The organism is Kitasatospora sp. NPDC048407 (assembly GCF_043200475.1).
In the GTDB taxonomy this organism is placed as follows: Bacteria; Actinomycetota; Actinomycetes; order Streptomycetales; family Streptomycetaceae; genus Kitasatospora.
Window position 1 is genome coordinate 59,868 of sequence record NZ_JBICXW010000021.1, and the last position, 19,885, is coordinate 79,752.

The window sequence follows — 19,885 nt, forward strand, 5'->3', positions numbered from 1 at the left end:
CTGGGGCGACTCGCGCTGGGAACTTGAGCTGACGCAGCGCCCGTTCGACACGCACTCCCCGCAGTCGAGCACTACGCGCGGAAAGGCCCGCTGGCGCGGTCACAGTCCACCCAAGCCCCGGCGGCAGATGTCCGCGGGACCTCAGCCGCGCCCCCACGCACCACGGCTCAATGGCGCGCACACTCGCCGAGGAGACCTCGACCCGCGACCAGTTGGCGGCGGCGCTTGCACCAAGCTCGTCCAGGACCCGGCGGTAGAGCTTGGCCCGCGTGTGGGTCCGGATCCACACGGTGACGCGGAGGTCGACCGTCCACCAAGGCACGCCGAACAGCTGGCCGCGAAGGCAATCGCAGCGAGCACCGCAGTGAAACTCCGCCATCACCGCCATCTCCCGCCCAGGCCCGCCACACCAGAATTGACGGTGCACAAAAGGCTCAAATCACCCTCCAGCCATACATATTCAGCACCAAGGGGAATGAAGAACCGGAATCTTCCTCATTGATCTCCGCAAATTGGGCCCAATGAGATGCGTCCGGCTGGCAAAGTCGGCATCGAACAGCCCACCAACCTCGCCCGACAGGAGCCATTACTTGTTACGCAAGATCAGCACTGCCGCCACGGTCCTCATCACCGCTGCCGTGGTCACGACCACCTCGCTCGTCACCGCCCCACTCGCCGGAGCGTCGACACCGCCGAACGATAAAAACGATCAAGGGCTCACCCCTGGCTCCCCCAGTTCTTCCACCATCGTCACGGTGGACAAGGCAACCCTCCATCGCCAGTACCAGTTGGATGCCCTCGCGGACCGAATCACCGGCAAGTCCGGGACCGAGGCGGAGCACACCGGCGGATATGCCGGAGCCGTGGTGAAGGCCAAGGACGGGGAGCTCGCCTTGTACTGGAAGGGGGCGGTGCCGCAGAGCGTCAAGGATGCACAGAAGGACGCCGCCGCCCAGGGGCTCAAGGTCTCCGTCACCCAATCCTCCTACTCGGCGAAAGAATTGGAAGATGCCCGCCGAAGGCTGGAGGGAGCGGTCAAGGGCAAGGACGCAACAACTGAGCCCGTCGCAGCATGGAACTCCATAGCCGTCTTGTCGAACGGCACCGGTCTGTACATCAGCTACAACAGCCCCACATCCCAAACCCTGGCGAACCCCTCGCCCTCCGAGGTGCCGGCTCAACGCGTGACCACCGTGTCGGCCCAAGAGTTCGCCACCCGCGCCCAGGCCCTGGCAGGCGTCCCGGTCCAGGCTGCCGAAGGACCGGAGGGTACTGACACGTACAGCCGCCACGACGACTCGTCCGCCTTCTGGGCAGGCGCCGAACTCAACACGCCTGGCCATCAGTTCTGTACATCCGGGTTCGCCGGATCGCATGGTGGCAGCGACGTCGTTCTCACCGCTTCACACTGTGGAACCTCCGGAACCTTCACTACCGGGACCGGCAACATCGAGGGGTGGGCACAGTCCTCCGACCTCGGTTTCGACACAACCTTCATCACACTCAACGGCTCCGCTGGAAACCAGTTCTACGACGGCGCGTGGAACGATCCCAACGGATACCACAAGCACGTCGCGAGCTGGGGCCTCAACCATGATGGCGACTATGTCTGCACATCGGGCGCCATGTCCGGCGTCAAGTGCAATATCCAGGTCAGGTACGCCGGAGTTGATTCCAACATTGGTGGAATCACTCGGCACAATGTGGTTCAGGCGATGCGCACCAACACCGGCGACCACGCTGCCGCACAAGGAGACAGCGGCGGCCCGGTTGTCACCAGCCCTGACGGCACCTATGGAAATGACATGCAGGCCCGCGGTCTGATCAGCGGATCCTGGGGACAATACGTCGTGTGTCCGACATGGGGTGTCGGCATCGCCATGGAAACCACCTGCTACGAAGGCGTGCAGTTCATCGGCATGTCTGCCATTGTGAACACGCTCGGCTTCACCTTGTACACCTGATGCATCGAGGAGTCCCCCGTGAATCAGTCCGTCATTCGTACTGCCGCCGTGACGCTACTCGCCATGGGCCTGGCTGCATGCGGCACCACTCACGGGGGCTCTCCCATCTCTCCTCCGCCCGCCGCAGACGCCGAGGGACAAATCATGTCTGTGACCGGAGACGGATTCACGCTCTGCGGCATCTCCAACACCGCCACCCCGGCCGGCCGTCACTATCGGGTAGACGTCTGCGGCGACACGGCGAAGGCCTACGCGGCGCTCGAGCAGCGCTTCCCGGGGTTGACCGATGTTCACACGTATCAGCCCGACGAGGGAGGAAAGCACACTCCGCAGCAACTCGTCACCCGGTACTGGGTGAATCGCACCACTGGTGACGGCTTCACCATCACCTCGACTCGGATCACCTCTGATGGCACAATCGCGGTCGGTGTCGACGGTGACCTCGACAAGGCCCGGTCTGTCCTGAACAAGCAGTTCCCGAACTGGACGACCGTCCACGCGGAAGCGTCATCCAATCCGCTTTAGTACTGCAACAGGGCCCACCGCAGCGGGTGTTGGCCACAGCGTCAATGGCTGAGGCCTCTCACGGCAGGCACCACGGCGGTACCGGCGCCGGCAAACATGCTCGAACAGCTGCGGGCCGTGAGGCACGTGGGATGACCGGGTGGCATCGCCACGGGGTCGGCGAACTCGGCCTCCGGTGCGGGTGCAGCGCGACCAGCTCGGACGCCTGGCCGTGACACACCAGTTCAGCATGCAGGTCACAGCCGAGACGCTGGGCGCCACGGGCGCGCGGATCGGCGCTCATGTGCAGAACGCGCGGCTCAACCGTACTGAGACCTTTTCGGAGCGGCAGGGCTCGATCGGCCAACTGCGCTTTCCCGCACCGCCGGTTGGTCCACCGTCACGTTCGCAAGAAGGAGCGAGGGCCGCACCAAGTGGCACGGCCCTCGCTCTGGGTGTGGGGCGCCCCGTTCCCGCCCTCGTCGTGGATCTGCACGGTGGTGGTGAGCTGTTCGGTGTGCTCTGTCACTTGTGCGCGTTGCTGAGCTGCGGTGTTGGTGAGGAATCGAACCCCTGCGCTGCTCTTCGCGCGCCAGGGCCGGATGAACCGCCGGCCGCGGTGTGTGCACGCCTCCACGACTACCTGCTTCCCACACCCGGTCTGTGGGGAGGTCAGTCCTCGATCAGGTCGATCTCCCAGTTGGTGCGCTGGATCAAGGTGTCCACCTCGCGGATCTCCTTGGCCAGCAGGTCTGCCTGGGCGCGGAGTTCGGCGACCGGGAGGGCGGACAGGATCCGGAGTTCGGACCGCAGCTGCCGGACGGCTCCGCGCTGGTCGCGGCCGGAGGCGGCGTCGGCGGCGGAGGTGAGGACCGAGTGGCGCAGGCGCAGGACGTCGCGGCGGGCGAGGGCGTCGGTGAGGGTGCCGCCGCCTTCGACGATCACGGTGGCGTTGGTGCGGTTGATCCGGCGGATCAGCAGCTCCAGTTCGTCCAGCACCTCTGCGGCCTGGGCCAGGATCTCGGCGGCGTTCTCGGCCGGCTCCTCGCCCTCCTGGTAGCGGGCGCTGCCGACGACTCGGGCCCGCAACTGCTCCACCTGCCGCACCGCAGCCGCGCGCTGTGCGAGCGCTTCAGCCAGTTTCACCGCACCATCACCTCTACGTACGAATGATCGTCCGGTAAGTATGCACACCAGCACGACGGCGCAGCTCGCGGGGGGCTCACACAGACCGGCCGTCGGCGAGCTCGCGCAGCGCCGGAAGGTTGCCGGCGAGGAACTCGTCCACCGGAACGCCGCCGCGTGGAGGCGCGAGCACGACACCCCGGAACAGGCCGGCCGCCTGCTCGACCTCGCCCTGACCGGCATGCTCACCACCGCCCCGCCGGCGGCCAGCTGACCGGTTTCGCGGACGCGGGCCCGGCTGGGCTGGGATGCTGAGCGGCGGTCAGGGGGTGGCCTTGGCGAGGGGGTTGCTGCGGTGCGCGTGGTGTACGTGATCGACAGTGTGAGCCGGGTGGGTGGCGCCGAGCAGGGCCTGGCGGCGATGGCCCCGTTGCTGGTGCGGGCGGGCGTGGAGTTGCAGGTGGCGTTCCTGAAGGAGTCGCCGGGCGGGTTCCAGGCCGAGCTGCGGGCGGCGGGCGCCGAACCGGTGCCGGTGCTGCGCGGCTCGCGTCCGGCCCGACTGGCCGCGCTGCGCGCCGAGTTCCGCCGCCGCCGGCCGGACCTGGTGCACACCACGCTGTACGAGTCGGACGTGCTGGGCCGCCCGGCGGCGCTCGCGGCGCGGGTGCCGGTGGTCTCCAGCCTGGTGAACTCGGCGTACGGGCCGGAGCATCTGCGGGCCCGCGGTCTGAGCCCGTGGAAGGTGCGGGCCGCGCAGGGCGTGGACGCGCTGACCGCGCAGGGCGTGCGCCGCTTCCACGCGCTGACCGATCACGTCGCGGACGCGATGGCGGCCCGCCTGCTGGTGCCGCGCCGCCGGATCGACGTGGTGCCGCGCGGCCGCGACCCGCTGCTGCTCGGCTCGGTGACGCCGCAGCGGCGGGCGGCGGTGCGGGCGGAGTTGGGGCTGGACGAGGAGGTGCCGGTGGTGCTGGCGGCGGCCCGGCAGCAGTACCAGAAGGGCCTGGACGTACTGCTCTCCGCCTGGCCCGCGGTGCGCGCGGCACGCGCGGACGCGGTGCTGCTGCTGGCCGGCAGCCGGGGCGCCGAGACGGCCCGGCTGGAGGAGCTGGCCGCCCGGACGTCGGGGGTGCGGTTCCTGGGGCCGCGGGACGACGTGTTCGACCTGATGGCGGCGGCGGACGCGTGCGCGGTGCCCTCGCGCTGGGAAGGGCTGGGCAGCGCGGCGATGGAGGCGATGGGCGTCGGGGTGCCGCTGGTGTGCGCGGACGTCCCGGCGCTGCGCGAGACGGTCGGCTCGGAGGACTACGCGCTGCTGGTGCCCCCGCAGCGGCCCGGCGAGCTGGCGGCCGCGCTGCTGCGGACGCTGGACGGGCGCGGCGAGGCGCTGGTGCGGGCGAAGGCGGCCCGGGCGCGTTTCCTGACCAGGTTCACGCTCCAGCAGGTCTCCGCCCGGATGGTCGAGTTCTACGAACGCGCACTGACCTGACGCGGGGCGGACGGTTCGCTCCCTCACCAACCCTTCACCGGATCTGACTATTCGTCACCTCGCCTGCGGGCGTCCGGAATACGTCCACAGCTTGGCACCGGAATCGCCAAAGTGCTTGCGCCGCAGGTCCGGGCCGGGAAGCATCGTTCGCCAGGGGATGTGGTCTGGGGGGACCGTCCAACTGTGCGCGGCCGCAGCCGCATGGACCGCCCGTCGGGCGGGGGCGCGGGCGTCGGGACGAGGCGAGGGGAACCAACCGGTGGAACCGGCAAATCTGTTCACCGTTCTGCGGCGGTACTGGCGGCTGCTGGCCGGCTGTACGGTCGCCGCGCTGATCGTGGGATTCGTGCTGACGCCGACCGGTGACACGGTGGACAACGGCAAGTGGCAGTGCAAGGTGGCGATAACTCCCGTCGCGGGCGCGGCGGACACCGTCCGGGCCGACCAGGTGCTGTCGTACGCGCAGGGCTCGGCGGTGACCACGGCGGCGGCGCAGAAGCTGCACATCACGGACGTCGCGGGCCTGTCGGCGCGCCGTACGGTGGCGGCCGCGTCCACCCAGATGCTGGTGTTCACCACCACCGGCCCGACCCAGCAGTCCTGCGCGGACCTGGCGGCGGCGCTGTCGGAGGCCACCATCACCGGCTACGGCCAGGAGTCGAAGAAGAGCGCCGACGAGTCGATCAAGCGGCTGCGCGCCCAGGCCGATGCCCAGCAGCAGCAACTCGACGATCTGCAGAAGCAGTTCAGCCGTGCGAATGCGACCGATCAGGCCAAGCTTCAGCCGCAGCTGTCCACCGCGACGGCGGCGCTGACCAAGACCCTGGGCGCGATCGCCGACCTGCAGAACTACAGCCAGACCGACGCGATCCAGCAGTGGGGGTCGATCGACGCGAAGGAGCTCGGCGGCAACCTGCTGACCTCGCCGACCCGCAGCGTCCGCCTCGTGCTGGCGGTGGTGCTGGGCCTGGCGCTCGGCGTGGTGGCGGCGCTGATGCTGTCCCGGATGGACACCCGGCTGCGCACCCGCGACGGCGTCGAGGAGGCGTTCAACCTGCCGGTGATCGGCGAGATCCCCCGGCTGTCGCGGCGCCTGCGCCGGCTGCGCGAGCCGCTGGTGACGGCCCGCCCGGAGGATCCGGCGACCGAGGCGTACCGCTCGCTGCGCTCCACCCTGCTGCTGACCGGCCCGCGCGCGCTCTCGGTGCAGCTCGGCCAGGGCGGTCTGGACCCGGACGACCGGCGGGCCCGGCGGGCCACCGGCCCGGCGCCGGTGGTGCTGGTGATGTCGGGGCGCTCCGGGGACGGGCGGACCACCACGGTGGCCAACCTGGCGGCGACGCTCGCCGAGACCGGACGCCAAGTCCTGGTGCTGGACTGCGACTTCCGCCAGCCGGGCCTGCGCGGCCAGTTCGGGGTGGACGAGGGCCCCGGCATGGCCGAGCTGCTGTCGGGCGAGCAGCTGCCGAACCTGGTGGACCTGATCCGCCGCACCAACGTGTCGGGCGTGGCGCTGATCACCGGTGGCAACACCACCGCGTACCCGGCGGCGCTGGTGCTGCGCGCCGGGGAGGTGCTGGAGCTGGCCCGCCGGCACGCGGACGTGGTGCTGATCGACTCCTCGCCGCTGCTGCACGCCAACGACGCCTACGACCTGGTGCAGCACGCGGACACGGTGCTGGTGACGGTGATGGCGGGCAACGTCCGCCCGGAGGAGGCGGACCGGGTCTCCGAACTGCTTGCCCGCACCGGCGTGCCGGTGGCGGGCGTGGCACTGCTGGGCGCCGAGGGCACCACGGGACGGCGCAAGCGCACCCCGCGACCGGGCCGCGCACCCGCCGAAAAGACCGCCGGGAAGGCCACTGGGAAGGCCACTGGGAAGGCCACTGGCAAAGCCGCAGCGAAGACCGCCCCGCCCGTCCCCGAGCAGCAGCGCCGCGCCGAGCCGCCGCCCCGGGTGGAGCCGCAGCGCCGCGCGGGCGAGCACCAGCGGCCCGCCGACCCGCGTCCGGGCGCGCCGGTGTACGGCGAGGGCCCGGACCGCCGGGACGGCGCGACGAGTTGGGGCCGCCGGCCGGCCGAACTGCCCCCGGAGGAGCCGGCGGAGACCACCCTGCAGCTGCGCCTGGGCGAGGAGCGGTGACGGGGCGGCCGGCCCGGGTGCTCTGGCTGGCCAAGGGCCTGGGCCGGGGCGGCGCGGAGCAGCTGCTGGTCAACTGCGCGCGCCACGCGGACCGTTCGCGCTACGCGATCGAGGTGGCGTACGTGCTGCCGCACAAGGACGCGCTGGTGCCCGCGCTGGCGGCGGCCGGCGTCCCGGTGCACTGCCTGGGCGCGGCGCCGGCCCGGCGCTGGCCGCTGCGGCTGCGGGCGCTGCTCGCGGAGCGCCGGTACGACCTGGTGCACACCCACATGCCGGTGCCGGCGGTCGCGGCCCGGCTGCTGCCGGGCCGTCGGAAGCTCGTCCACACCGAGCACAACCTGTGGGAGCGCTACCGGCTGCCGACCCGCTGGGCGAACGCGCTCACGTACGGACGCAACGACGCGGTGATCGCCGTCTCGCACGCGGTGGCGGCGGGCATCGAGCGCCGACGCCCGGGCGACTGGCTGACGGTGGTGCACCACGGCCCGGACCTCGGCGACGCCCCGTCGGGCCCGGCCGCCCGCCGCGCGGTCCGGGCCGAACTCGGCCTGCCCGAGGACGCGTTGGTGATCGGCACGGTCGGCAACCTGACGGCGAAGAAGGACCAGGCCACACTGCTGGCCGCGTTCGCCCTGCTGCGCGGCGAGCACCCGAACTCCCGGCTGGTGCTGGTCGGTTCGGGCCCGCTGGAGGCGCAGCTGCGCGAACGGGCGGACGAGGGCGTGCTGTTCGCGGGCTCCCGGGGGGACGTGCCGGCGCTGCTGCCGGGCTTGGACGTGTTCTGCCTGAGCTCGCGCCAGGAGGGCCTGCCGGTGGCGCTGATGGAGGCGATGACCAGCGGCCTGCCGTCGGTGGTGACCAGGGTCGGCGGCATGCCGGAGGTGCTGGACGACGGCGTCGAGGGCCGCCTGGTGCCGCCCGGCGACCCGGCCGAACTGGCCGCCTCGTTGGCCGAGTTGGCGGCCGATCCGGAGCTGCGGGCGCGAATGGGCGCAGCCGCCCGGGAGCGGTCGAAGTCCTTCGACGTGGCGGGCGCGCAGCGGGCGATCGAGCGGGTCTACGCACGGGTGCTGGCCCGCTGAGTCCGGAGGGGACGAGCACGACGTGAGCGGTGAACTGACGTACCGCGGGCTGGAGTCGGCGGATGTGCCGATGGTCCTGGAGCTGCTGACGGCTTCGCTGGCGGGCGGCCCGACGGGGCGGCGCAGCGCCGAGTTCTTCGACTGGAAGCACCGGGCGAACCCGTTCGGGTCGAGTCCGGGGCTGGTGGCCGTCGCACCGGACGGGCGGATCGTGGGCGTGCGGCTGTTCCTGCGCTGGTCGTGGCTGGGTGCGCGGGGCCGCGAGGTGGCGGCGGTGCGGCCGGTGGACACCGCGACCCATCCGGACTTCCAGAAGCGCGGGATCTTCCGCCGGCTGACCATGGAGCTGCTCGAACAGGTCGCCGGTGAGGCCGAGTTGGTGTTCAACACGCCGAACGCCAACAGTCTGCCGGGCTACCTGCGGATGGGCTGGCGGGAGCTGGGCCGGGTGCCGGTGGCGCTGCGGGTGGCCCGGCCGCTGTCGTTCGCCCGGGGCGCGCGGGCGGCGCTGGCCCGCCGCCCGGGCCCGTCGGGGCCGCCGCACTGCGAACTGCCCACCGCCGCCGACTGGTTCGCGTTCCCGGACCCGCGGCTGCCGGAGCTGCTGGCGGAGCGGGAGCTGGCGGACGCCGCCGAGCCGCGGCTGCGCACGGCGCGCACCGCCCGGTACCTGGCCTGGCGGTACGGGGCCGCGCCGGGCCTGGACTACCGGGTGGTGACGGTGGAGCGCGGCGGCGAGCTGGTCGGGCTGGCGTTCGGCCGGCCCCGGCGGCGCGGCCCGCTGGCCGAGTTCACCCTCGCCGAGCTGATCGTCCGCCCCGGCGACCGGGCGGCGGCCGCCGGGCTGCTGCGCGCCGCCGCCGCGTCCGGCTGCGACCACGCGGCGACCCACCTGGCGCCGGGCACCGAGGCGGCGGAGGCGGGCCTGCGGGCGGGCTGCCTGACGGCGCCGCGCACCGGCATGGTGCTGGCCGCCCGCACCCCGACCGGGCCGCTGCCCGCCGAACGCACCCTCGCCGACTGGCGGTTCAGCCTCGGCGACCTGGAGGTCTTCTGATGGCGACGGCCCCCGTCGGCCCTCCCCGGCCGCTCCTCCGGTTGCGCGAGGCGGTGCGGCGCGGTCGGCTCACGGCGCTCGCCTGGGCGCTGGTGATGGGCTACGTGACGGTGTTCGTGCTGGCGATGGTGCACACCACGTACGACACCTGGGGGGCGCTGCTGGTCGCGCCGGCGCTGATGGCGATCGGCACCCCGATCCTGGCCCGGATCGCGGCGAACAATCCCGAACGCGGCGTCTTCAAGCTGCTGATCATCGCGATGGGAGCCAAGCTGGCCTGCGCGTTCCCGCGCTACCTGATGGCGTTCGTGCTGTACGGCGGCGCGGCGGACGCCAAGATGTACGACCAGAAGGGCTCGGACCTCGCCCAGTACCTGACCACCACCGACCTGCTCGGCGGGCTGCACTACGACCTGGGCATGAAGGTCGCGGGCACCGGCTTCGTCATCATCGTCACCGGGGTGGTCTACGCGATCACCGGCCCGACCCTGGTCGGCGGGTTCCTGGTGTTCTCCTGGCTGGGTTTCTGGGGGCTGCTGTTCTTCTGGCGGGCGTTGCAGATCGCCTTCCCGGAGGCCGATTCGCGGCGCTACGCGAAGCTGGTGTTCTTCCTGCCCTCGCTGCTGTTCTGGCCGTCCAGCATCGGCAAGGACGCCTGGATGATGTTCTGCCTGGGCCTGACCACGTACGGCGTGGCCCGGCTGCTGGACCGCCGCTTCGGCGCGTTCGTGTGCATAGCGGTGGGCTCGCTGGGCACCGCGATGGTCCGCCCGCACGTCACGGTGCTGGCGGGCGCCGGGCTCACCGTCGCGTACGTGCTGCGCAAGCGGCCGCAGCAGGTGTCCGCGCTGGGGCCGCTGCGCACGGTGCTGACGGTGGCGGTGCTGGGCGTCGGCGTGATGCTGATGCTGCAACAGGTGTCGACGTTCTTCGGCACCAGCGGCACCGGCGGGGACGCCGTCAACCAGGTGCTGTCGGAGACCTCGCGGCGCACCTCGCAGGGCTCCTCGGTGATCAACGCCGCGACGGCGGAGGACCCGGCGCCCGCGTTCAGCCTGAACCCGGCGCGGCTGCCGATGTCGGTGATCAGCGTGCTGTTCCGGCCTTTCCCGTTCGAGGCGTCGAACATCCAGAACCTGATCCAGTCGGTGGAGTGCTTCGCGCTGCTGGTGATGTTCGTCCGGGCCTGGCCGCAACTCGCCCGGATCCCGAAGCTGTTCGTCCAGCGCTCGTACGTCGCCTTCGCGGTGGTGTACACCCTGCTGTTCTGCTGGGCGTTCTCCACCATCAACAACATGGGCATCCTGTCCCGCGAGCGGGTGCAGGTGCTGCCGCTGGTCCTGGTGCTGCTGGCGATCCCCCGGCCGGCCGGCTCCGGCCGGGTGGCGCGCAGGCGGCGCCCGCCGGTGTGGCGGGTGCAGCCCGGCCAGTGGGGCGGCGGCCCGGGGCCCGAACCTCCGGTCGCCGTCGGCGCACCGGACCCGTACCGAACCCAGGGGGGATCGACCACATGACCACCGACCAACTGCGCCCCGCCGTCCTCGACGGCGCCCCGGCCTTCCCCGACGGCCTGCCGCTGACCCGCGTCCGGGTGCCCGACCGCGAACGGCTGCTCGGCAAGCTCGCCGAGGTGCTCGACTCGGGGATGCTCACCAACGGGCCCACCGTCCGCCAACTGGAGGAGCAGGCAGCCGAGTTGCTGGGCGTGCCGCACGTCGTGGCGGTGTCGAACTGCACGGCCGGCCTGATGCTCGTCCTGCAGGCCGCCGGGGTCGGCGGCCACCGCCCGGTACTGATGCCCGGCTTCACCTTCTCCGCCACCGCGCACGCCGCGCACTGGGCGGGCGGCACCCCGCTGTTCGCCGAGGCCCGCGAGCAGGACATCACCCTCGACCCGGCGGACGCCGAGGCCCGGCTGAAGGCCGCCGACGCGCCCGCCGCGATGATGGCCACCCACGTGTACGGGACGCCCTGCCAGACCGAGGAGCTGCAACGGATCGCCGACACGGCCGGCGTCCCGCTGGTGTACGACGCCGCGCACGGCCTCGGCTCGGCCCGGCGCGGCGTGCCGGTCGGCAACTTCGGCCTGGCCGAGGTGTTCTCGATGAGCCCGACCAAGGTCGCGGTGGCCGGCGAGGGCGGCCTGGTCGCCACCCGCGACGCGGCACTCGCCGCCACCCTGCGCACCGCCCGCGACTACGGCAACCCCGGCGACTACGACACCCTGTTCCCCGGCCTGAACGCCCGGATGAGCGAACTGCACGCCGCCGTCGGCCTGACCTGGCTGGCCGGCCTGTCCGCCCGGGTCGCCCACCGCGGCACGCTGGTCGCCGAGTTCGCCCGCGCCACCGCCGGCCTGCCCGGTCTGCGGCTCGCCCTGCCGGAGGACGGCGACACCTCCACCTTCAAGGACCTCACGCTGATCCTCGACGCCGGTGCGTTCGGTTTGAACAGCCGTGAGCTGGCCGCCGCGCTGAAGGCCGAGGGCATCGACACCCGCCGCTACTTCCACCCGCCCGTCCACCGGCAGCGTGCCTACGCCCACCTCGGCCAGGCGGAGGAACTGCCGCGCACCGACCGGCTCGCCGACTCGGTGCTGACCGTCCCGCTGTGGTCGCACATGAACGCCGCCACCGTCCGCCGGGTCGCCGACGCGGTGGTGCGGGTGCGGTCCTTCGCACCGGAGGTCCGGGCGGCACTGGGCGACGTCTGAGCTACGCCGTGCGGCGTCTGAGCTACGCCGTGCGGCGTCGGCGCATCGCCGTGCGGCGTCCGCGCATCGCCGTGCAACCCCTGAGCGGGTCTCGCAAGCCGGTTCGGCGGATTCGTCGGATCAGGTGAACTCGGTTGGACCGCCCGGAGGTTGGCCCGCCAGGATGGCGGGCATGTTCAAGGGATTCCGCAGCTTCCTGCTGCGCGGCAACGTGGTCGACCTCGCGGTCGGCATCGTCATCGGCGCCGCGTTCACCGCCGTCGTCACCGGTTTCGTCGCAGCCTTCCTGACCCCGCTGGTCGGTGTCGCCTCCGGCGCGGTCGGCGACTTCAGCAAGGAGGCGTTCACCGTCGCCGACGTCACCTTCCCGTACGGCGCCTTCCTCCAGGCGATGATCAGCTTCGTGCTGGTCGCCGCCGTCATCTACTTCGCCGTCGTGCTGCCCGTCGCCAAGCTCCAGAACCGGTTCAACCCGGTCAAGGACGCCCCGGTGGCCAAGGCCGACTGCCCCGAGTGCCTCAGCACCGTCCCCGCCGCCGCCACCCGCTGCGCGCACTGCACCAGCGAACTGACCGGCCGCCCGGGCTTCCCCGTCCAGGCCACCGCCGCGAAGGTCGCCCGCTGAGCCACGCACGCCCCCGCACACCCCCGCACCACCCGGCCCGGACGGCACACCCGCCGCCCGGGCCGAAGCCTGTCCGGAACCCGCCGCCCCGCCCCCTCGCCGTTTGACCGCACCGGCCCGGTGCCGATAGTGATCCCCGTCGTCCCCGTGGCAGTCGGGGGCGTCAACCACCGTGCGGGGAGGGCTCGATGGGCACACTCGGCTGGCTGCTCGTGATCGCGGCGGTGGCGGCCGCGGCCGTGCTGTGGCGCTGGCTCCAGTACCCGGGCGCGTGGCGCTACGCGTTCGAGGCGCGGTACGCCGACCACCGGCGTGATCTCGGCACCCACCGCAGCCATCTCTGCGCGGTCCGGCGCGCCTCCCGCCGCACCGTCTCCACCGCCCGCGACGGCGCCGCCCGGGCCGCTGCCGCGCACCGTTCCCGGGTCGTCGCGGCCCAGGCCGAGGTCGACCGGCTGCGCGACCCCGGCCGCGGCGCCGAGGGCGAAACGCTCGGCTCGCTGCGCCTGTTCGAGCACAAGCTGGTGCTGACCACCAACGGCCGCGCCGCCGATCACGCGCTCGACGCCGTCCTGCTGCACGCCGACCACACGGCCGGCGCCAGCCACCTCCACCTGGTGCTCCCCGACGGCGCCCAACGCGAACTGCCGTTCGCACACAGCGAGTTCGCCGAGGAGAAGATCCGCGCCTTCGTCATCGCCGCACGCGACGGCGTGGCCCGCGCGAAGACCGCCCGACTGGAACGCGAGGCGAAACTTCCCGCCGCCGAGGCCGCCCTGACCGAGGTCCGCGCCGACACCGCCGAGGTGGACCGGGCCCGCGAGCGGCTGGACGAGATCCGCGCCGAGCAGGACGCCGACCCCGCCATCGCCGAAGCCGAACAGGCATTCGAAGCCGCCTGCGGCCGCTGGCAGAAGCTCACCGGCACCCGACCCCTCCGCCCCCGCGCCGCCCGATGAGATCGCGCACGGACCATACGTCTGGGATGGCCGAAATGAGCCGAACCCGTTCGCCCGACTAGCTCCGGGATTGTCCGATTTCGGCTCGCGAAGAGTCCGTAAACATGTGAACTCCGGGCCCTCCCGCTCTCCTCAGCAGGCATGTTGTGGGCTTACGGTAGGCCCCATGACCTCGCCCCGCTCCTACGACGGAGTCGGCTACCCCTCTCCGTCCTTCTCCTCCTCCTCCGGCACGCCCATCTACGACAGCCTGGTCGCAGAGCGTGGCATCCCGCAGATCGCACCCATCAACGTGCCCCCGGCCAACGCGGCCCCCACCTGGTCCACCGCCTACGGCGCCGGCTTCACCGGCGGGCTCGGCGGCGGCTTCGACTCCCCCGCGTCGAACCTGCCCGCTCTGCCCCCGGCCCGCCTCGCCCTCGGCCCCGGCCCGAGCAGCAGCCCGGTGCCCGCCCCGCACATCCCGGTGCAGCCCGGGTACGCGGCCGCGCCCGTGCCGCCGCAGCCGTTCATGCCCAGCCAGCGCCCGGCCGCCCCGGCCTACCCGCAACCGGCCCCGGCGAACACCTTCGCCACCGCGCCGCAGAGCTTCGCCCCCCAGCAGCAGTTCGGCGGCCAGGCCCAGCAGTTCGGCGGCGGCCAGCAGTTCGCCCCCTCCCAGTTCGGCAGCCAGCAGCAGTTCGGCGCCCAGCCGGTCGCCCAGCAGCAGAGCTTCGGCGACCAGTCGTTCGGCGGCAACACCCTGCGCCCGGCCCAGCCCAACCCGCCGCAGCAGTACCCCCAGTACCGCCAGTACCCCCAGGCAGGCTGACGGGCAACACCCCTCCCCACAGGGGCAAGGTCTCATAGCAAGTAGTTCTTACTGATATCCCCGCGCCCTCGAGGGCCGGACGAATCGCACTCGTTCCCCGCGTCCCGCCAGGGGCGCGGGGAACTGCGCGAAGGGGGACGGGAACGCCGGTGAGGTCCGTCCGACCGGCAGGCCCTCGCTCCCCGGACGGCCTCTGGCAGGATGGGCCGCATGCCAACGCTCGCGTCCCTCCACGTGTACCCCGTCAAGTCCATGTACCGCCTCAGCCCGGCCACCGCCGAGGTGCACCCGTGGGGCCTGGCCGGTGACCGTCGCTGGATGCTCGTGGACGCGGAGGGCGTCGCCCTCACCCAGCGCGACGAGCCGTCAATCGGCCAGTTCCGCCCCGCCCCGTCCGCTGATGGCACGTCACTCACCCTGACCGCCCCGGACGGCGACGCCCACACCGTCCCCGCGCCGTCCCTCACCACGGGTGCCCCCGAGGCGACCGTCGAGGTCTTCGGCACCCGTTTCTCCGCCGCCACCGCCGCGAAGGAGACGTCCGCCTGGCTGGCCGAGCACCTGCCCGCGAAGCTCGGCGAGGTGCGGCTGGTGCACCTGGACCGCCCGGAGGTGTCCCGTCCGATCAACCCGAAGTACGCGGGGCCGGACGAGACGGTGTCGATGGCGGACGGCTACCCGCTGCTGCTGACCACCAGCGCCTCGCTGGCCGAGCTGAACGCCCGGATCGCCGAGGACCACCCGGGCGACGAGCGGAAGGGCGCGGCGCTGCCGATGGAGCGGTTCCGGCCGAACCTGGTGGTGTCCGGCACCGAGCCGTGGGCGGAGGACGGCTGGCGCCGGGTCCGGGTCGGCGGCCTGGAGTTCCGGGTGGCGAAGCCCTGCGCCCGCTGCGTGGTGACCACCACCGACCAGGAGTCGGGTGAGCGTCGCGGCCCGGAGCCGCTGCGCGCGCTGGGCCGGCACCACCGGTTCGGCCAGAAGCTGGTGTTCGGACAGAACCTGATCCCGGTCCGTCCCACTCCCACCGCAGAGACCGCGGAGGTGCTGGGAACGCTGACGGTCGGCGACGAGGTGGAGGTCCTGGAGGCGGTGGAGGCCCCGCTGCCGGACCGCCGCTGACGGGCACCCGGAACCACCCCCCGGCTCATTCGTTGAACCGGGCGACGGCCCGGTCGGCCTCTCGCGCTACGGTGGGGGTGATCGCGCAGCGTCTCGCACGCACTCGACGAAGGCGGGGATGACAGATCGTCATGGGTGAGCTCAGGGTCCGGGTCACGCAGGACAGCGCCTCCCGGTGGCGGCGGCGCAGCGGGGAGTACGCGACGCTCCGCGAGGCCCTGGAAGTGGCCGAGCCGGGTGACACCCTGACGGTGCGGGCGGGGACCTTCCGCGAGGCGGTGCTGGTCGACAAGCCGGTGACGCTGGTCGCCGAGCATGGTCCCGGCAGTGTGCGGATCTCGCCGCCGGAGAGCGCGGTGCGCGGCGGCACGGCGTTGACGGTGACGGCGGGCGCGACGATCCGCGGCCTGACCATCGAGGGTTCCGACCGTTCGATCCCGGCGGTGCTGCTGGCCCGCGCGGACGGCGCGGTGCTGGCGGACTGCCGGATCGAGACGTCCTCCGCGGTGGGCGTGGAGCTCGCCGACGGCGCCCGCGCGCAGTTGGTCAACTGCACGGTGGAGAACCCGTCCGGTCTGGGTGTCCGGCTGCGTGCGCAGGCCGACGCGGAGTTGGTGGACTGCGAGATCTCGGCGGCGGGCCAGAGCGGTCTGGCGGTGCTGTCGGGTTCGAAGCTGCGCGCGGAGCGGCTGCGGGTGCACCACACGGGCGGCGCGGGTGTGCTGCTGGCCGACCCGGGGTCGCTGGCGGAGCTGATCGGCTGCCAGGTGTACGAGGTGCGCGGTTCGGGCGTGCAGGCCGAGGCGCAGGCGGTGGGGCGGCTGACGGACTGCACGGTGCAGCGGGTGTCCGGCAACGGGCTGAGCCTGGACACCGGTGCGGAGCTGGAGCTGACGTCCTGCCGGGTGCACGAGGTGCCGGAGAACGCGGCGGACCTGCGCGGCGGCGCCAAGCTGACGCTGCGGCAGGTGACGGTGCACGCGTTCGGCCGGGGCGCGCTGTCGGTGTGGGACGGCGGGACGAAGGTGTTCGCGGAGAGCAGCCGCTTCCACTCCGCGCAGGGCGACTACCCGGCGCTGTGGGTGAGCGACGGCGCGGCCCTGGAGCTCGCCGACTGTTCCCTCGACGATCTGCCGGACGCGCTGTTCGTCCTCGACCAGGGTTCGTCCGCCTCGGCCCGCGACTGCTCGTTCACGGCGATCCGCTCCTCGGCGGTCTCGGTCTCGGGCGGGGCGAGCGCGGACCTGTCGGGCTGCCGGATCCAAGGCGCGGGCACCGGCCTGTGGTTCCGCGACCACGGCTCGGGCGGCCTGCTGACGGACTGCGAGATCGCGGACGTCGCCACCGGTGTGATCGTCACCAAGGGCGCGGACCCGGTGCTGCGCGAGTGCACCGTGCGCGGCGCGAGCGAGGCCGGGGTGTACGTGTCGGCGCAGGGACGCGGCGAGTTCGACACCGTGCGGGTGTCGCAGGGCGGCGGGTTCGGCTTCCACGTGATCGACGGCTGCCGGACGAAGCTGGTGCGCTGCCGGGCGGAGCGCAACGACCGGGCCGGCTTCGAGTTCTCCGAGCCCGGCCCGATCGCCGAGGGCTGCACCTCGGACGACGCCGCGCCGCTGCCCGCCCCGCGCCCCGCCGAACCGGCCGCTCCCCCGCTGGCGACGCTGGCGCCCGCCGTCCTGACCTCGTCTTCGTCCGTTGGCCCCGCCCTCGCCGTGATCGCCCCCATCCCGGACTGCCGCCCGGCCGAGGAGGCGCTGGCCGAACTGGACTCCCTGGTCGGCCTGGCGACGGTCAAGCAGGAGGTGCGGACCCTGATCGACATGATCTCGGTCGGCCGGGCGCGGCAGCGCGCGGGCCTGAAGGCCCCGTCGCCGCGCCGGCACCTGGTCTTCACGGGCTCCCCCGGCACCGGCAAGACCACCGTCGCCCGCCTGTACGGCGAGATCCTGGCATCACTCGGCGTCCTCCAGCGCGGCCACCTGGTGGAGGTGGCCCGCCTCGACCTGGTCGGCGAGCACATCGGCTCCACCGCGATCCGCACCGCCGCCGCGTTCGACAAGGCGCGCGGCGGGGTGCTGTTCATCGACGAGGCGTACGCGCTGGCCCCCGAGGACGGCGGGCGGGACTTCGGCCGGGAGGCGATCGACACCCTGGTGAAGCTGATGGAGGACCACCGCGACGAGGTGGTGATCATCGTGGCGGGCTACACCGCCGAGATGGAGCGCTTCCTCGCCGCCAACCCCGGCCTGTCGTCCCGTTTCTCCCGCACCGTCACCTTCCCCGACTACACCGCCGACGAGCTCCTCGACATCGCCCGCGCCCAGGCCACCGAGCACGAGTACCACCTCGACGCGGCCACCGAGGCCGCCCTGCACGCCCACTTCACCACCCTCGACCGCGGCGTCGGTTTCGGCAACGGCCGCACCGCCCGCCAGGTCTTCGAGAGCATGATCGAACGCCACGCCTCCCGGGTCGCCCACCTCACCGACCCCACCACCGAGGACCTGCAACTCCTGGTCCCCGCCGACCTCCCGTCCTGAGTTCTCCGCCCAGGCGTTCAGACCAGCCGGCCGCCGCCGTCCACGTGCAGGACGGTGCCGGTGACGTACGGGCTGTCGATGGCGTACAGCACGGCCTTGACCAGGTCCTCCGGGGTGCCGACCCGGCGGGCCGGGTTACGGGTGGCGACTCCCTTCAGAAACTCCTCCTTCCCCGCCCCGAGACCGTCCCAGGAGCCGCTGTCGACGATGCCCGGCGAGACGGCGTTGACCCGCACCGGGGCGAGCTCCACCGCGAGGGCCTGCACCAGGAACGCCAACGCCCCGTTGGTGGTGGCCATCACCGTCCGGGCGGGCGCGGGACGCCAGGCGGCGACACCGGAGAAGAACGTCATCGACCCGTCCTCGGCGAACTGCCCCGCCAGGTGCTTGGCCAGCAGCATCGGACCGATCACCTTCGCGTCGAACGCCCGCCGGATGTCCGCGAGTTCGAGCTCTTCGAGCGGCCCGTTGGCGGGCATCGCGGCCGTCGACACCAGGTGGTCGACCCGCCCGGCCCGGGCCGCCAGCGCCTCGATCGACGCCTCGTCCGCCAGATCGACGGGCACCACGGTGGACGGGCCGGCCAGCTCGCCCGCCGTCCACTCCAGCTTCCGCGGATCGGGCCCGGCGAGCACGAGTTCCGCCCCGGCGGCGGAGGCGGCGTGCGCGAGCAGCCGGCCGGTGCGCGAACCGGCACCGACCACGACGACGCGACGACCAGTAAGACCTTCAGACATGTGCGGAGCTCCTATCAGCTCGATTGGGACTCCTTCACCCTCCCGGACCTGCGCCGATAGGTCCAAGGCTTGTTCTTCACCCCACCCATAAACTGCGTGCATGGCAGCAACGCTCCGGCAGCTCGAATACCTGGTCACCGTGGTCGACACCGGCTCCTTCACCCGGGCCGCCGAACACCTCCACGTCACCCAGCCCGCCCTCTCCCACCAGGTCCGGGCCCTGGAATCCGCCCTCGGCGGCCCCCTCCTCGAACGACTCCCGCGCGCCGTCCGCCCCACCCCGCTCGGCCGGGCCGTCCTGCCGCACGCCCGCGCCGTCCTCGCCGACGCCCAGCGCCTGCACGCCGCGGCCCGCCGCACCGCCGGCCTGGAGGACGGCGAACTCGAGGTCGCCACCGTCCACTCCATCGCCCTCGGCATCCTCCCGCCGGTCCTGCGCGCCTGGCGCCGCCAGCACCCCACCGTCCGCATCCGCCTGCGCGAATACCCGCACGCCGACCTGCTGCGCGCCGCGATGGCCGCCGGCGGCGCGGACCTCGCCATCGGCCCGGTACCCACCGACTGGGACGGCCCCGTACGGGAGTTGGGCGTCGAGGAGTTCGCCCTCGTCCTCCCCACCGACGACCCGCTCGCCAACCCCCCGGACGGCACCCTCCCCCTCGCCGCCCTCGCCGACCGCGCCTGGGTCCACTACGCCCCCGGCCACGGCCTCGCCGAACTCCTCGACCAGTCCTGCGCCCGCGCCGGCTTCCTCCCCCACCCCGCCGTCCGCACCGAACAGACCGCCGCCGCCCCCATGCTCGCCGCCGCCGGCCTCGGCCCCGCCCTCGTCCCCGCCACCACCCTCCCCCCCACCCTCGACGCCGCCATCCTCCGCCCCCACCCCCCGATCCACCGCCCCCTCGCCGCCTACACCCGCACCCGCCCCGACCGCCTCACCACCACCTTCACCGAAACCCTGGCCACCCACGTCGGCCTGGCACCGCGCCCGGCATGATTGCTGTCACCTCC

At 72.7% G+C, this 19,885-nt stretch carries 17 protein-coding genes; 15 read left to right on the forward strand and 2 right to left on the reverse strand.

Annotated elements, in window-relative coordinates; translation table 11 throughout:
* The first annotated feature begins 590 nt into the window (after window positions 1-590).
* Window positions 591-1,964 (forward strand): hypothetical protein, encoded by a 1,374-nt coding sequence (locus ACGFWJ_RS29635; protein WP_392955036.1) that lies wholly within the window; start codon window positions 591-593, stop codon window positions 1,962-1,964.
* 18 nt (window positions 1,965-1,982) lie between these two features.
* On the forward strand, window positions 1,983-2,489 hold the full coding sequence (locus ACGFWJ_RS29640; protein ID WP_387867491.1) for a hypothetical protein: 507 nt from the start codon (window positions 1,983-1,985) through the stop codon (window positions 2,487-2,489).
* 651 nt (window positions 2,490-3,140) lie between these two features.
* On the opposite strand, the gene ACGFWJ_RS29645 is transcribed toward ACGFWJ_RS29640, so the two are convergent.
* Window positions 3,141-3,614, reverse strand: a complete 474-nt coding sequence (locus tag ACGFWJ_RS29645; RefSeq protein ID WP_387648526.1) for a DIP1984 family protein — start codon at window positions 3,612-3,614, stop codon at window positions 3,141-3,143.
* Between the two features lie 40 nt (window positions 3,615-3,654).
* Between ACGFWJ_RS29645 and ACGFWJ_RS29650 the strand changes: the two genes are divergently transcribed.
* The 12 genes from ACGFWJ_RS29650 to ACGFWJ_RS29705 all read left to right on the forward strand — a co-directional run bounded on the left by ACGFWJ_RS29650 (window position 3,655) and on the right by ACGFWJ_RS29705 (window position 18,137).
* Entirely contained in the window at window positions 3,655-3,867 is a 213-nt protein-coding gene (locus ACGFWJ_RS29650; protein ID WP_392955039.1) for a hypothetical protein, read from the forward strand.
* Between the two features lie 81 nt (window positions 3,868-3,948).
* Window positions 3,949-5,082, forward strand: coding sequence for a glycosyltransferase family 4 protein (locus ACGFWJ_RS29655; protein ID WP_387648532.1), 1,134 nt, complete (start codon window positions 3,949-3,951; stop codon window positions 5,080-5,082).
* A gap of 259 nt (window positions 5,083-5,341) precedes the next feature.
* On the forward strand, window positions 5,342-7,225 hold the full coding sequence (locus ACGFWJ_RS29660) for an AAA family ATPase (protein ID WP_392955041.1): 1,884 nt from the start codon (window positions 5,342-5,344) through the stop codon (window positions 7,223-7,225).
* Complete coding sequence (locus ACGFWJ_RS29665) at window positions 7,222-8,307, forward strand: glycosyltransferase (protein WP_392955043.1); 1,086 nt, start codon at window positions 7,222-7,224, stop codon at window positions 8,305-8,307. The genes ACGFWJ_RS29660 and ACGFWJ_RS29665 overlap by 4 nt, the downstream gene beginning before the upstream one ends.
* 22 nt (window positions 8,308-8,329) lie before the next feature.
* Window positions 8,330-9,364 carry a GNAT family N-acetyltransferase gene (locus ACGFWJ_RS29670; protein ID WP_392955045.1) on the forward strand — a complete coding sequence of 345 codons (1,035 nt, stop codon included), beginning with the start codon at window positions 8,330-8,332 and terminating at the stop codon, window positions 9,362-9,364.
* The gene (locus tag ACGFWJ_RS29675; RefSeq protein ID WP_392955047.1) at window positions 9,364-10,878 is read left to right on the forward strand and encodes a hypothetical protein; all 1,515 of its coding nucleotides are present in this window, start codon (window positions 9,364-9,366) and stop codon (window positions 10,876-10,878) included. Before ACGFWJ_RS29670 ends, ACGFWJ_RS29675 begins: the two co-directional genes overlap by 1 nt.
* Window positions 10,875-12,077, forward strand: a complete 1,203-nt coding sequence (locus ACGFWJ_RS29680; protein WP_392955049.1) for a DegT/DnrJ/EryC1/StrS family aminotransferase — start codon at window positions 10,875-10,877, stop codon at window positions 12,075-12,077. Before ACGFWJ_RS29675 ends, ACGFWJ_RS29680 begins: the two co-directional genes overlap by 4 nt.
* 172 nt (window positions 12,078-12,249) lie before the next feature.
* Window positions 12,250-12,702 carry a large conductance mechanosensitive channel protein MscL gene (mscL, locus tag ACGFWJ_RS29685; RefSeq protein WP_387648548.1) on the forward strand — a complete coding sequence of 151 codons (453 nt, stop codon included), beginning with the start codon at window positions 12,250-12,252 and terminating at the stop codon, window positions 12,700-12,702.
* A 188-nt stretch (window positions 12,703-12,890) separates the two neighbouring features.
* A complete protein-coding gene (locus ACGFWJ_RS29690; protein ID WP_392955051.1) occupies window positions 12,891-13,661 on the forward strand; it encodes a hypothetical protein in 771 nt (256 codons plus the stop codon).
* A gap of 166 nt (window positions 13,662-13,827) precedes the next feature.
* Window positions 13,828-14,472, forward strand: coding sequence for a hypothetical protein (locus ACGFWJ_RS29695; RefSeq protein ID WP_392955053.1), 645 nt, complete (start codon window positions 13,828-13,830; stop codon window positions 14,470-14,472).
* Between the two features lie 210 nt (window positions 14,473-14,682).
* Entirely contained in the window at window positions 14,683-15,594 is a 912-nt protein-coding gene (locus tag ACGFWJ_RS29700) for an MOSC domain-containing protein (RefSeq protein ID WP_392955055.1), read from the forward strand.
* Between the two features lie 131 nt (window positions 15,595-15,725).
* Window positions 15,726-18,137, forward strand: coding sequence for a right-handed parallel beta-helix repeat-containing protein (locus tag ACGFWJ_RS29705; protein WP_392955057.1), 2,412 nt, complete (start codon window positions 15,726-15,728; stop codon window positions 18,135-18,137).
* A 17-nt stretch (window positions 18,138-18,154) separates the two neighbouring features.
* On the opposite strand, the gene ACGFWJ_RS29710 is transcribed toward ACGFWJ_RS29705, so the two are convergent.
* Window positions 18,155-18,874: an SDR family oxidoreductase gene (locus tag ACGFWJ_RS29710; RefSeq protein WP_392955059.1), complete on the reverse strand. Its 720-nt coding sequence runs from the start codon at window positions 18,872-18,874 to the stop codon at window positions 18,155-18,157.
* Window positions 18,875-18,974: 100 nt separating this feature from the next.
* Between ACGFWJ_RS29710 and ACGFWJ_RS29715 the strand changes: the two genes are divergently transcribed.
* Window positions 18,975-19,871: a LysR substrate-binding domain-containing protein gene (locus ACGFWJ_RS29715; RefSeq protein WP_392955061.1), complete on the forward strand. Its 897-nt coding sequence runs from the start codon at window positions 18,975-18,977 to the stop codon at window positions 19,869-19,871.
* Window positions 19,872-19,885: the final 14 nt, after the last annotated feature.

Coding starts and splice junctions, on each gene's coding strand:
- ACGFWJ_RS29690 (WP_392955051.1), top strand. CDS start 12,891: ATGGGCACACTCGGCTGGCTGCTCGTGATCGCGGCGGTGGCGGCCGCG.
- mscL (WP_387648548.1), top strand. CDS start 12,250: ATGTTCAAGGGATTCCGCAGCTTCCTGCTGCGCGGCAACGTGGTCGAC.
- ACGFWJ_RS29700 (WP_392955055.1), top strand. CDS start 14,683: ATGCCAACGCTCGCGTCCCTCCACGTGTACCCCGTCAAGTCCATGTAC.
- ACGFWJ_RS29705 (WP_392955057.1), top strand. CDS start 15,726: ATGGGTGAGCTCAGGGTCCGGGTCACGCAGGACAGCGCCTCCCGGTGG.
- ACGFWJ_RS29710 (WP_392955059.1), bottom strand. CDS start 18,874: ATGTCTGAAGGTCTTACTGGTCGTCGCGTCGTCGTGGTCGGTGCCGGT.
- ACGFWJ_RS29675 (WP_392955047.1), top strand. CDS start 9,364: ATGGCGACGGCCCCCGTCGGCCCTCCCCGGCCGCTCCTCCGGTTGCGC.
- ACGFWJ_RS29680 (WP_392955049.1), top strand. CDS start 10,875: ATGACCACCGACCAACTGCGCCCCGCCGTCCTCGACGGCGCCCCGGCC.
- ACGFWJ_RS29715 (WP_392955061.1), top strand. CDS start 18,975: ATGGCAGCAACGCTCCGGCAGCTCGAATACCTGGTCACCGTGGTCGAC.
- ACGFWJ_RS29695 (WP_392955053.1), top strand. CDS start 13,828: ATGACCTCGCCCCGCTCCTACGACGGAGTCGGCTACCCCTCTCCGTCC.
- ACGFWJ_RS29650 (WP_392955039.1), top strand. CDS start 3,655: ATGCACACCAGCACGACGGCGCAGCTCGCGGGGGGCTCACACAGACCG.